Here is a 12,458-nt window from a genome sequence, read left to right on the forward strand (position 1 = left end):
CTCGTCGCCATGGCAGACACTGTGCGGTCGTGGCCGTGCAGGAGGGCGCCGATCTGCTCGCCGGTGGCCAGATCCCATACCCGTACTGTCTCGTCGTAGCTGCCGGTGACGGCGACCGGCCGGCCGTCCACCACGCTCGTCGCCATGGCAGACACTGTGCGGTCGTGGCCGTGCAGGAGGGCGCCGATCTGCTCGCCGGTGGCCAGATCCCATACCCGTACTGTCTCGTCGGCGCCGCCGGTGACGACGGCCGGCCGGCCCTCCACCACCGCCGTCGCCACCGCCCGCACCACGCCGTCGTGGCCGTGCAGGAGGGCGCTGGTCTGCTCGCCGGTGGCCAGATCCCATACCCGCACCGTCTCGTCGTCGCCGACGGTGACGGCGACCGGCCGGCCTTCCACCGCCCCGGTGGCCACCGCCCGCACCACGCCGTCGTGGCCCCGCAGCGGCTCGCCGACCTGCTCCCCGGTGGCCAGGTCCCACACCTGTACCGCGTTCCCGCCGGTGACGGCGACCGACCGGCCGTCCACCAGCGCCGTTGCCACCGCGTACACCACGCCGTCGTGGTCTATCAGGGGGTCGCCGATCTGGTCACCGGTGATCAGGTCCCACACATGTACCTCATCGGCCTCACAGATCTCGAGGGCGACCGGCCGGCCGTCCACCACCGCCGTCGCCACCGCGCACACACCCCCGCCGAACCCGGGGTCGTTGGAGGTCATGACGTGCCGGACCCGGGCGTCAACCTGGCTACCGGTCGACCACTCCACCTGCCACCGCGGCGCAGGCTCGCCCACCACCGGAACGGCACTGATTCGCGCCGCCAGCTCCATGTCCCCGTACCGAGCCGCGTCCAGCGCCAGCAACTGCCGACGCACTCCCGCCGTCTCATCCCGGTGAACATACGCCGACGCCCGGTACACCGCCGCCATCAAGCGAGCCTCCCGACCCGCTCCCGAATCCAGCAACCCCCACACCCGCGCCGGATCGCCATTCACCAACAACCCCAGGTCCGTCCACCACTCACCCGCCACCACCGGACCGGTACCCGAACCACCCTCACGCGCATCACCATTCATGACTGGCACCGTAGACGCACCCGCTGACAACCACTCAGGCACACCCCCGGGCCCGACATCACGAACATCACGTCGTTCCACCCACACCGGCAACCCCGCATCCCACCCCCGGGACACGTACCACAGTCGCGGCGCCGGACGGCTGACGCGCGGTGGCCGGGGGCGTGGTGGTCAGGACCTTGGTGACGGAACCGAAGAGGAAGCCAGTGTCCTCGCGCATCGGTGCGCCGGTGGCCGCGTTCGCGCAACCGTGGGCGACGACGACCTGCTCGCCCGCGTGGTAGACGCCGGCGACGAACCCGGGGACGTTGTTGGACTCGCAGTAGGCGGCGGCCTGCTCGCGGATCCGGGCTTCGACGGTGCTGAACGAGTTGTTGGTCATGCGGACCATCGTCGAACCCTGCCCCTGGGACAAGGTCAAGCCCGGAACCCGGAAAGCCTGCGCCTGGCCCGGCCACACCCCTCCGTGCCGCCTGGTCCGGCAAGGCCGGGCCGACGCTGCGGGAGCCCTGACGATCAGTCGGCGAATGGTCCGACAACGTTCAGCGGAAGTTCATTGGTTCAATTTCGTACACATTTCGCGTGCCTGTGATTCTCGTCGCATCCACGCCTCCTGACGGTCTTTTAGCACGGTTGCGGTCCGGTGCACCGATGCGTGAGCGTTACTGTGGTGGAGCGGCAACGTGGCTGCTCGGACCGGGCACGCCTACTTGCGACCTAAGTTTCTTTCGTGGTGCGCACGCGATGAACCGTGTTCGCGCCGCCTTTTGGGAGAGGCGACTTGGCCCTCGAATTCATTCCGGCCCGTCTTGATGACGTGGACGCTCTGTTGACGCTCTACCGCCAGGTGTACGGGCGGAGCTACGCGCTGCCGCTCGGCACCGACCCCGAGGTGATGGCCCGTGAGATCACGGCCCCGGACACCACCTGGCTGGTGGCACGGGAGCCCGGCGGCGACCGGTTGCTCGGGTCCATCCTCGGCACGGTCGACCCGGCCGCGCGGATCGGCAAGCTGCAGGGCCTGGTGATCCATCCCGATGCCCGTGGGCTCGGCCTGGCCAACCTCGCCGTACAGCAGCTCGCCGACCAGCTGCTGACGGGCGACCACCCGGTCGACTCCGTGTACGCGACCGCCCGGACCGACACCACCGCCCCGCAGCGCATCTGCCTGAAGTCCGGCTTCCGCGCGCTCGGCGTCCTGCCGAACCTGCGCAAGGCCGCCTGGCACGAGACCATGGTGCTGCTGGCCAAGCACCGCGCGGGCGTACTGGAGCAGCGGCTTCCGGTGTACAAGGTCCCGTCCGCGCTCGACGGGCTGGTACGGGCGCTGGCGGACCTGCCGGGGCCCGCGCAGCGACCGGAGCGCGTGGACGAGCCGCTGCCCAGGCCGAGGAAGGGCGGGCGCGCCGTCCGGGAGCTGGAGTTCATCGACGCGCCGGCCTTCGTGAGCCGCCGGTTCGACGGGCTGGGGGAGTGCTTCTACCCGTTCCACGAGCCGAACGTCATGCTCTCCGCCGCCGACGGCGCCTACGAGGTGTACGCGCACCTCAGCCCCGCCGACGGGTACTGCACGCTGATCGGCATCGAGCTCGCGGAGATCGGCGAGGAGCTGGACACCATCACCGACCGGCTGGCCGCGCACGGCGCCCGGTACATCGAGGCCCTGGTGCCGCTCGACAGTTACCACTCGCTGCGCCGGCTGCTCGGGCACGGCTTCCTGCCGGTGGCGGCCTACCCCGCGATGCGCCGGGAGGCCGAGGGCTTCCGCGACTACGTGGTGCTGGCCCGGATCCTGCAGCCGCTGGACTTCCGGGGCCTGGCCATCGACGCCGCGTTCCAGCCGTTCACCGAGCAGTACATCGAGCTGTGGAAGCAGCAGCACCTCGACACCCACGGGATATTCCAATGAACAAGTACCTCCAACCGGTCTCGGTACCGGACCCCGAAGCACTCGCCCGCGTACAGCAGCTGGCAGACCTGGCCGAGCCGTACCGCGCCGGGGACGACGTGGACGCCCTGTTCACCGCGGCGATGAACGAGATCAACGCCTGGCACGCCGAGCGTTCGCCCTACTTCGGCAAGCTGTGGGCGGCCGAGGGGCACACCCTGGAGTCCATCGAGGACCTCCACCGACTGCCGTTCGTACACGCCAACTTCTTCAAGCTGCACGAGGTGCTGTCGCTGCCGCGCGAGGAGACGCTGCTGACCCTGACCTCGTCCGGCACGACCGGCCAGAAGTCGCAGATGGCCTTCGACGACTTCACCCTGCGGGGCGGCCAGCGGATGGTCGCCCGGGTCTTCGACCACTACGGCTGGATCAAGTCCGAAGGCGACGAGCCGGTCAACTACCTGCTCTCCAACTACCAGCCCCGGCCGGGCCTGAACCTCGGCACCTCGTTCACCGACGAGTACCTGTGCCACTTCGCTCCCGTCCGCTCGGTCGAGTACGCGCTCAAGCACACCGGCAGCGGCCACGAGTTCGACCCGTTCGGCTGCGTCCGCGCGCTGATCCGCTTCGCCGAGGAGGGCGCGCCGGTCCGGATCCTCGGCTTCCCCGCCTTCCTCTCCTTCACACTGGACCGGATGCGCGAACTCGGGCTGCCGCCCCTGCGGTTGAACCCGGAGTCGCTGGTGGTCTTCGGCGGCGGCTGGAAGGGCAACGCGGACAAGCAGGTCGCCAAGCCGGAGCTGTACCGGCGCATCCACGAGCAGCTCGGCATCCCGGACGAGCGGATCCGCGACGGCTACGGCGCCGTGGAGCACTCCGTCCTGCACATGGAGTGCCCCAACCACCGTCTGCACGTCCCGGTCTGGGCCCGCCAGCTGGTCCGCGACGTGCGCACGCTCCAGCCGCTGCCGTACGGCCAGAGCGGCTACCCCCAGTTCATCTCGCCGTACATCACCTCGGTGCCGGCCCAGTCCGTGCTGATGGGCGACCTGGTCACCCAGCACGCACCGGAGGAGTGCGGCTGCGGCCTGCCCACGCCCTGGTTCGAGGTGCACGGGCGGGCCGGGATCAGCCGCAACCGCAGCTGCGCCGTCGCCGCCGCCGAACTGCTCAAGACCGAGGGGAAGAAGTGACTCAGCACTACTGGCAGGGCGCGTGGGTGGACGACGCGGAGGCGGCGGCCCGCCTGGAACGCCTCGACGAGTACGCCGCCGGCGCGCTGACCGAGCGGCTCAGCCCGATCACCGTGCTCGCCGCCTGCGACCGCCTGGCCGGCGCGCTGGCCGACCCGGCGAGCGAGCACTCCGTCCGGCTGGCGGGTCTGCTGCGCGAGGCGGGCGTGCCCGAGGACGAGACCTCGCGGACGATGCACGACCTGACCGAGGCGCTGTCCCGGGAGGAGCTGGAGGTCAAGCTGACCCGCGAGCTCGGCGGCATCGACCCCGGGCGGCTGGCGCGCTTCGACTTCCGCCGGGAGGTCTTCGAGGGCTGGCTGCCGGTCGGCCTGCTGGTGCACATCGCGCCGGGCAACGCACCCGCCGCCGGGGCGCTCACCGTGGTCGAGGGCCTGCTCGCGGGCAACCTCAATGTCGTCAAGACCAGCGGCGAGGGGCGGTTCACCCATGAACTGCTCGCCGCCCTGGCGCAGTTCGACGCCACCGGAGCGATCGCCCGGCAGGTCGTGGTGCTCGGCTTCCCGTCCTCGCGCACCGACTGGCTCGAGCGCCTGTGCGCGGCCGCCGACGCCGTCGCCGCCTGGGGCGGCGAGGAGGCCATCGCCTCGATCGCCGCGCTGATACCCGCCGGCTGCCGACTGGTCGACTGGGGACCGAAGCTCTCCTTCGCGTACCTGACGGCCGATGCCTGGTCCGCCCCCGAGACGCTGGACGGCATCGCCGACGACATCTGCCGCCTCGAACAGCAGGCCTGCGCCAGCCCGCAGGTGGTGTACCTGGACACCGAGGACCAGGACGAACTCTTCGCCTTCGCCGAGCGGTTCGCCGCCGTGCTCGCCGCCCGCGCACCCGCACCGCACGACCGCGAGCCGCTGGAGAGCGCCGAGATCACCAACACCGTCCTGGTGGCCCGGCTGGAGGAGCACCTCGGGCTCACCAAGGTGCACGCCGCTCCCGACGCGAGCTGGCACGTGCTCGCCGACACCCGCAGCGCGCTGCGTGCCTCGCCGCTGCACCGCACGGTCTGGGTCAAGCCGCTGCCGCGCAAGCGGATCGCCGAGGTGCTGCGCCCGATGCGCCGCTACCTGCAGACCGCCGGGATCGGCGCGAGCCGCACCGACACCGCGGAGCTGGCCGGTGCCGTGCTGGCGGCGGGCGTGCAGCGGGTGACGGTGCCGGGCGGAATGCTCGGCAGCTATGACGGCGAGCCGCACGACGGCGTGTACGCGCTGCAGCGCTACAGCCGCCGGGTGGACGTCCAGCTGGACGGGCGGTTCACCGGCGACGCCTGCCTGGACGACCTGGTCGGTGCGCGTGAACTCGCGCCCCCGGCGGTCGCGGTGACCGGCAAGACGGAGTTCGAGAAGCTGCAGAGCGACCTCAGCCGTGCGGAGGTCTTCTTCCGCAGCGGCGGCAGCTCCGGCGCGCCCAAGCTCTCCGCGTTCAGCTGGGACGACTACCACGAGCACATGCGGTCCGGCGCGGAGGGCCTGCTGGCGGCCGGGTTCGACCCGCGGACCGACCGGGCGATGAACCTCTTCTTCGGCGGGCAGCTGTACGGCGGGTTCTCCAGCTTCTTCTCGGTGCTGGAGACGCTCGGGGCGGTCCAGTTCCCGATGATGGCGCAGGACGACCACGCGGCGGTCGCCCGGTCGGTGGTCGAGCACGGGGTCAACACCCTGTTCGGCATGCCGAACTACCTGCTGCGGGTCTTCACCGAGGGCGCGGACCTGCTGCGCGAGTACCGAGGGGTTCGCAAGCTGTTCTACGGCGGCGAGCACTTCCCGGCACGCCAGCGTGAGTGGCTGCGCGAGGAGTTCGGGGTCGAGCTGGTGCGCGCCGGCGCGTACGGCAGCGTCGACGCGGGCCCGCTCGGCTACCAGTGCCCCACGGCGCCGGACCGGGTGTACCACCTGTTCAGCGGACTGCACACGCTGGAGATCCTCGACCGCGAGGCGGACCGGCCGGTGCCGGCGGGTGAGGCCGGGCGGCTGGTGTTCACCGCGCACACCCGGCGCGGGCAGCGGCTGGAGCGGTACGAGATCGGTGACCTCGGGCGCTGGCTGACCGAGGACTGCCCGTGCGGTCGGCGCACCCCGCGTTTCGAGCTGCTGGGGCGCTTCGGCGACATCTTCCGCAGCGGCAGCCACTTCCTGAACTACCGGCGGTTCGTCCAGGTCGCGGAGGAACGGCTGGAGCACCACGGTGCGCTGCAGATCCTGCTGGACGAGGACGACGCCGCCAACGAGACGCTGACCGTCCGGCTGGAGGGCCGGCCGCAGGACGGGCCGGACATCCGGGAATTCCTGGACGGGTACCCGGATCTCGCGGCGGCGGTGGAGCGGGACCGGCTGGTGGAGCTGCGCGTGGAGCGCGTACCGGCCGCGGACTTCGCGCAGACGGCGGCGAGCGGGAAGCTGCTGGCCGTCGTGGACCGACGGTCCAGGAACCGCTGACGTTCCGAAAGACGCGGAGGGACCGCGCGACCGGCCATGCGGCTTGGGATGCCGCATGGCCGGTCGCGCGGTCCCCGCGTTCCTGCCGGTCCGCCGCGAGCCCGGACGTCAGTTCGCGCGCTGGTCGACGAGACGGATCAGCTTGCCCGTGCGCGGGTTGATGTCCAGTCCGTCCGGGCCGACCCACTCGAAGGCGAGCGGGTGGATGTTCCCCTTCCGCACTTCCGCGCCGAACATCGGCCGGGCTTCGTCCAGCACGGCGAGCAACTCCCGCTCGAAGTCGGCCGACCGGGCCGGGCCGGCCAGCCGCAGGAGCAGTTCGTCCCTGGCCTCGCGGTGCCGGAGCACGACCTGCAGGTCGCCGACCGCACCCTGCCGGTCGGCCCGGGCGGCCATGGCGCGCAGGTCCTCCAGGTAGACGGTGACCACGCCGACCCGGGCACCCTCCTCGGAACGGCCGAGCAGCCGGAAGCGGCGTCGCGGGTAGTCGACCCACTCGGCGACGTCGCCGACCGGGTAGCGGATCACCGGCATCAGGCGACGCACCAGGTCGGTGGCGATGACCCGGCCCGCACGGCCCTCCTCGGTGATCGGCTCGCCGCTCTCGGGGTCGAGCAGCTCGATCACCTTGTCGGTGCCGAACACCTCGTGCACCCGGGTGTCCGGCTCGTCCGCCACCGGCCCGGCCAGGATACCCGCGTCCACGCTGGCGTAGCCGATCGAGCGGACCCGCGCGTTCGGGAAGGCGGCGGCCATGAGCGCCAACTGGTCGCCGTAGAAGGCCTCTCCGGCGAACAGCGCCAGCCGGACCTGCGGCAGCGTCCCCACGGTCTCGGCCACCTGACGGGCCAGCCGGCACAGCGAGGTCGGCGGCGCGGAGATCACCGTGGCGCGGAAGTCGCGCAGGGCCTCGATGGTGAAGTCCAGCGGCGCCGCACCGCCGATCGGCAGCTGCACCACCGGGACCGGCGCCTCCTGGAAGGCGTTGAGGGTGAAGACGAAGCTGGAGTACAGCTCCCCGGCGTAGAACAGATTGGCCACCCGGTCGCCCGCGCGCACCCCGGCGGCGGGCAGCCCACCGCCGAAGCGCCGGGCCATCGCACGCCACTCGTCGCGCGTGTAGACCGAGACGCGCGGTGCGCCGGTGGTGCCGCCGGTCTTGAAAACGATGCCGTCCTGGTGCGGGCCGGTGAGCAGATCGCTGCGCTCGATGCCGTGGGCGCCCCAGTAGGCGGTGTGGTCGATCAGCGGCAGCGCCGACAGGTCGGCGACGTCGCCGGGCAGTCCGGCGTAGAGGTCGCGGTAGAAGGGCGAGTGCTCGCGTACATGGGCCAGGAGATCAGCCAGCTGAGGGTCAGTCATGTCATCCAAACCTGCGATGGGATTACCAGTTGATCGTAGTCGCATCGTCGCGGGTCGGGCCGCCGCGGTCACCCGTCGAGGTGTCCGATCAGCGAGCCGATCACCGGGTACCACTCCTCGACGCGGACGCCGTCGATCACGCCCTCCCGCATGTACGGGTCGCCGTCCACCAGTTCCCGCACCTCCGCCTCGCTCCCGGCGCGGAAGATCAGCAGCCCGCCGGTGTCGCTTGCCAGCGGTCCGCACAATGCGATGCTGCCCCGTTCCGCCAGGTCGGCCAGGTACTCGCGGTGCGTGGGCCGTACCCGAAGGTGGCGGCGATCGGGAGTGAAGGTGTATTCGACGGCGTAGTAGGCCATGGCGTCCTCCGCACGGTTTCGTCCGACAACGCGTCACCCCCATGGTGTGAGGCGGGCGCGCCAGGTGAAACGCCGGCATGGCGGCGGCTATGCCCCGCAGGGACCGCCACCCTCGGGCGTTGCCGTCTCCCCGGCAGCGGATCGGCCGGCTGTGGGCAGATCGGCGATCGGGCTGCGGGGTGTGCCCGCGATGCCCGAGACTGATGTTCGGTCCGAGGACGGACAGTTGACACACAGTCAACTTGACGGTGTCTCCGTGATGCCGATTGAGACAGGAGCTGCCCATCATGAGCAAGCGCACCTCGCGATCGACCCCTCTCGCCACCGCCGTCGCCGCCACCGTCGTGGTCCTGGCCGTCGGCCCTGCGGCCGCGGTGGCCCCGGCGGCGGTGGCCGATACCGCTCCGGCGGCCCCGGCGCCCCTGGTGCTGGCGACCCCGGCCGGCACGCAGTTCAGCGAGCCCACCGGGGTCAACAACAACGGTGTCGTCGTCGGGTGGCTGTACGGAGAAGGCACCAACTCGGCGCGCCGCGCGATTCGGTGGAACGCGGACCTCACGCCCACCGTGCTCGCCCCACTGGAGGGTGACACCGAGGACCAGGCCTTCGGTGTCAACGACGCGGGCACCGTGGTCGGGTCCTCCCGCCGGCAGTCCGGGACGCACGCGGTGACCTGGGCCCCCGACGGCACGGCCACCGCCCTGGATCCGCTGCCCGGTGACACCAACGCCCGGGCCGCCGCGGTCAGCAGCACCGGCGTGGTGATCGGTTCCTCGTGGGCGGACGCCGAACAGCAGCACGCCGTGGCCTGGACTCCGGACGGGATGGCGGTCGAGCTGGAGCCGCTGGGCGACGACGTCCGCACCGTCGTGTCCGGGATCAACAGCTCGGGCGTGGCCGTCGGGTACTCCCAGGGCGCCGACAGCGTGGGTCCGCGGCACGCGGTGCTCTGGAGCCCGGACGGGACCCCCACCGCCCTGAACTCCCCGACGGGCTGGGCCGACAGCGGGGCCGTCGGGATCAACGACGCCGGTGTCGTGATCGGCTTCGGCGGGCCCAGCCCCGCGGCCACGCTCGGCCTGATCTGGCATGCCGACGGTTCCATCACGCAGGTGGCCGACTTCGGCTGGGTGACGGCGGTCAACGGCTCGGGCACGGTGGCGGGCACGGCCGCCTCGGTCGGCACGCTGGGGAGCGCCACGAAGTGGGCCCCGGACGGTACGGCGACGCTGCTCGGGCCGAAGGCGTCGGGCCCGGTTTCCAGCTCCGCCACCGCGATCAACGACGACGGCACCGTCGTCGGGTACTCCTGGACCGGCGACCCCGCCCGCGAGTTCCAGACGGCGCTGCGCTGGAACCCCGACGGGACGACCACCGTGCTGTCCCAGCCGGACGTCGCGTCGGCCAGGTTCGTCAACAACCCGGGACTCGTCGTGGGAGTCTCCCTGGTCCACGGCATGCGCGGCTACGCCGCGCACTTCGCAGCGGTCTGGAAGTAGCCCGCCCCGCCCGCCCCGCCCGGGCCGGCCCGCCCTACCGGCGCGGCACCGACAACCCCGACGGCTGGGACCACCACGGCGCGCGCCGACGCCCTCGCCGCGTTCGGCGATCTCGCACCGCACGGCCTGGTCGCCCCGGGACGCACCAAAAGACGCGGCGGCGGGAAGGCGCCGCCGGGCCGCCCGGACTGCCGGCCGGCCCGGAGGCGGTGGCGAAACGGGCTGTGGAGCCGATGACGGACTTCGATATCGCCGAGCTGCGGCGTCCGCGCGCCGCTCGGTGGCCGCAGAGGTGACCGGGTCTCAGCCGATCCGGAAGGTGGCCGACACGATCTGGAAGTAGCGGTTGGCCTCGTCGAGGCGACCGGTCGGTGCGGAGACCCAGAAGTCGTAGCTGCGGCCCTGCTCGGTCCAGGAGATGTCCTGCACGCGCCGGGCACCGAATCCGTCCTCCGGGTAGCCGTCCCAGGTCCACAGCCACAGGGCGGCGTCGGCGGTGCCGTGGAAGACCGTAGGCTGGACGCTGCCGCCGCGGTAGCCCGGGTTGGTCCGCGGGCCGGCGGCGTCCTGCTTCTGGAGTTCGGCCAGCATGCCCTGACCGCTCGGGGTGGTGGGGTGGACGCCGATCCGGAAGGCGTGGTCCGGCGAGAGGTAGAAGACCCGGCCGGCGGCGTCGGTGTCGCGCACCCAGCCGTCGGGGACGGCCAGCGAGAAGCCGGCCGGGTCCCGGCGGATGCTGGACCCGGCGGGGACGGCCACCGGGCCGGTGCCGCCCGGGACGGCCGCGGAGGACGCGGCCGGGGACGGCCCGGCCGGGCTCACGGACGACGCGCCGGCCGCGCCTGCCGGGGACGACGTCGCCGGGGACGGCACCGGTTCGGCCTGTGCCTCGTGCTTCCCGGGGCGCAGGCCGGGGTCCAGGACGAGGACACCGCCGGCTGCGGCGGCCGTTGCCAACGCGGCGGCGACGCTCCAGCGCAGTCCGGTTCGGCGGCGGGTCCGCCGCACGGCGGGGCGGGCTGCGGGCGCGGCAGGCAGCTGATCCCCGGCGAGGGCGCCGGGTGTGACGAGCGTGCCGGGAGGCTGCGCCACGGTGTGCGCGCCACTTGCGGCTGCGGGCCCGGGCACGGCGTGAACGGGGGCTCCACCGTTCCTGACGGTCAGGCCCGGGCCGTGCTCCGTCCCGTCTGCCGGCTTCGCGCACCCCGCCGCGGTGTCGTCGAGCAGCAGCTCCGCGACCTCGGCCGTGGGCCGCTCCAACGGTTCCTTCTCCAGCAGCGACCCGATCAGCGGCGTGAGCGGACCGGCGCGCAGCGGCGGCTCCGGCGGGTCGGCGGCGATCGCCATGACGGTCTCGATCGCGGTCGCCCTGCGGAACGGAGACAGCCCCTCCACGGCCTGGTACAGGGTGACGCCCAGCGCCCACAGGTCGGAGGCGGGGGTCGGGGTGCCGCCGCGGACCAGCTCCGGTGCCAGGTAGTCGACGGATCCCACCAGTTCGCCGGTCCTGGTCAGGCTGGAGGTGCCCGCGATGGTGGCGATGCCGAAGTCCGTCAGCACGACCCGGCCGTCGAGCGCGAGCAGGACGTTGCCGGGCTTGACGTCGCGGTGCACGACGCCGGCGGCGTGGGCGGCCCGCAGCCCGGCCAGGATCTCACGCCCGATCCGGGCGGCGTCCGCCGCGGGTAGCGGCCCGTCCTCGGCGAGGACCGCGGCAAGGGTGCGGGAGGGGACGTACTCCATCACCACGCAGGGGAGCCCCTCGTGCTCCACGACGTCGTGCACCACCACGACGTTGCGCTGGCTGATCCGGGCGGCGCTGCGCGCCTCGCGGAGGGTCCGCTCCAGCAGGGTCGCGGTCTCCTCGGGCGACAGCTCCGGGCGGATCCGCAGCTCCTTCACGGCCACGTCGCGGCCCAGCAGCTCGTCCTCGGCCCGCCACACGGTTCCCATGCCGCCGCTGCCGATCCGCTCCAGCAGCCGGTACCGGCCGGTGATCAACCGGTCCTCGCCCACCTGGGCACCTCTTTCGTCCTCTGCCCGCCCGCCGCGGTGATCCGCCCGTGACGGGTGATCCCCGAGATTCTCGGCCGCCGGGGGCGCGGACGCCAATTCCCGGGGAGATCCCACCTTGTTCCCGTGCGCGCCCGGGCCGGCGTCCCGCAGCGTCGTGCCGTGCCGGCACGCCAAGGAACCGACCAGCGACGCCGGTGACACCGTCGGGGCGGAGCCCGGTACTCAGATCTCCGGCGCAAACGAGCCCGAGCACGGCGAGCCGCCGGCCGGCCGTCAGGAAGCGGTGCCTGCCCGGCCGCGGCCCCCTACGCGCCTGACCTCACCCGCCCGCCGCCGAGCCGCCCTGCCGCGTCGGCGCCGCCTGCCTGCTGCTCGTCGGTCTCGTGCCGCGTCGTCGCCGTACCCGTCGGGCTCCTCGTCGCCGCACGCCGTCTGGGGCACTGTCGTTCGGCTGCGCATGACGATCAGCCCCGGTCGGGCGGTGCCGTCCTGGTGACGCCCGCGCAGCGTGAGGGCCCGCACGCTGGTGGTGATCTGCTCCAGGGCCGGGGTGCGCACGACGAC

9 protein-coding genes are annotated in these 12,458 nt (G+C 72.5%); 4 read left to right on the top strand and 5 right to left on the bottom strand.

All coding sequences use genetic code 11. The annotated features are described in order from the left end of the window. Both ACFVSN_RS30235 and ACFVSN_RS30240 read right to left on the bottom strand, forming a co-directional pair. Positions 1-1,079, bottom strand: a 1,079-nt coding sequence (locus ACFVSN_RS30235; protein ID WP_387956918.1) for a WD40 repeat domain-containing protein, incomplete at its 3' end; no start/stop codon positions are given. 67 nt (positions 1,080-1,146) lie between these two features. Beyond that, positions 1,147-1,461: a serine hydrolase gene (locus ACFVSN_RS30240; protein ID WP_387956919.1), complete on the bottom strand. Its 315-nt coding sequence runs from the start codon at positions 1,459-1,461 to the stop codon at positions 1,147-1,149. A 435-nt stretch (positions 1,462-1,896) separates the two neighbouring features. On the opposite strand from ACFVSN_RS30240, the gene ACFVSN_RS30245 reads away from it, so the two are divergent. Genes ACFVSN_RS30245 through ACFVSN_RS30255 form a run of 3 tightly spaced genes read left to right on the top strand, consistent with a single transcriptional unit; the run spans position 1,897 to position 6,658 of the window. Further along, positions 1,897-2,988 carry a GNAT family N-acetyltransferase gene (locus ACFVSN_RS30245; RefSeq protein ID WP_387956920.1) on the top strand — a complete coding sequence of 364 codons (1,092 nt, stop codon included), beginning with the start codon at positions 1,897-1,899 and terminating at the stop codon, positions 2,986-2,988. Next, positions 2,985-4,160 carry an acyl-protein synthase gene (locus tag ACFVSN_RS30250; protein ID WP_387956921.1) on the top strand — a complete coding sequence of 392 codons (1,176 nt, stop codon included), beginning with the start codon at positions 2,985-2,987 and terminating at the stop codon, positions 4,158-4,160. The genes ACFVSN_RS30245 and ACFVSN_RS30250 overlap by 4 nt, the downstream gene beginning before the upstream one ends. Beyond that, on the top strand, positions 4,157-6,658 hold the full coding sequence (locus ACFVSN_RS30255; RefSeq protein ID WP_387956922.1) for an acyl-CoA reductase: 2,502 nt from the start codon (positions 4,157-4,159) through the stop codon (positions 6,656-6,658). The genes ACFVSN_RS30250 and ACFVSN_RS30255 overlap by 4 nt, the downstream gene beginning before the upstream one ends. A gap of 108 nt (positions 6,659-6,766) precedes the next feature. On the opposite strand, the gene ACFVSN_RS30260 is transcribed toward ACFVSN_RS30255, so the two are convergent. After that, positions 6,767-8,020, bottom strand: a complete 1,254-nt coding sequence (locus ACFVSN_RS30260) for a phenylacetate--CoA ligase family protein (RefSeq protein WP_387956923.1) — start codon at positions 8,018-8,020, stop codon at positions 6,767-6,769. A 68-nt stretch (positions 8,021-8,088) separates the two neighbouring features. Then, entirely contained in the window at positions 8,089-8,379 is a 291-nt protein-coding gene (locus ACFVSN_RS30265; RefSeq protein ID WP_387956924.1) for a YciI family protein, read from the bottom strand. A 287-nt stretch (positions 8,380-8,666) separates the two neighbouring features. Between ACFVSN_RS30265 and ACFVSN_RS30270 the strand changes: the two genes are divergently transcribed. Continuing rightward, positions 8,667-9,878 carry a hypothetical protein gene (locus tag ACFVSN_RS30270; RefSeq protein ID WP_387956925.1) on the top strand — a complete coding sequence of 404 codons (1,212 nt, stop codon included), beginning with the start codon at positions 8,667-8,669 and terminating at the stop codon, positions 9,876-9,878. Positions 9,879-10,181: 303 nt separating this feature from the next. On the opposite strand, the gene ACFVSN_RS30275 is transcribed toward ACFVSN_RS30270, so the two are convergent. Next, complete coding sequence (locus ACFVSN_RS30275; protein ID WP_387956926.1) at positions 10,182-11,894, bottom strand: protein kinase; 1,713 nt, start codon at positions 11,892-11,894, stop codon at positions 10,182-10,184. Positions 11,895-12,458 lie beyond the last annotated feature (564 nt).

Origin of the sequence: Kitasatospora sp. NPDC057904 (assembly GCF_042887925.1) — a bacterium.
In the GTDB taxonomy this organism is placed as follows: Bacteria; Actinomycetota; Actinomycetes; order Streptomycetales; family Streptomycetaceae; genus Kitasatospora.

Bases quoted from the DNA above. Each gene is read 5' to 3' on its own strand.
- ACFVSN_RS30265 (WP_387956924.1), bottom strand. From the start codon at position 8,379: ATGGCCTACTACGCCGTCGAATACACCTTCACTCCCGATCGCCGCCAC.
- ACFVSN_RS30240 (WP_387956919.1), bottom strand. From the start codon at position 1,461: ATGACCAACAACTCGTTCAGCACCGTCGAAGCCCGGATCCGCGAGCAG.
- ACFVSN_RS30270 (WP_387956925.1), top strand. From the start codon at position 8,667: ATGAGCAAGCGCACCTCGCGATCGACCCCTCTCGCCACCGCCGTCGCC.
- ACFVSN_RS30250 (WP_387956921.1), top strand. From the start codon at position 2,985: ATGAACAAGTACCTCCAACCGGTCTCGGTACCGGACCCCGAAGCACTC.
- ACFVSN_RS30260 (WP_387956923.1), bottom strand. From the start codon at position 8,020: ATGACTGACCCTCAGCTGGCTGATCTCCTGGCCCATGTACGCGAGCAC.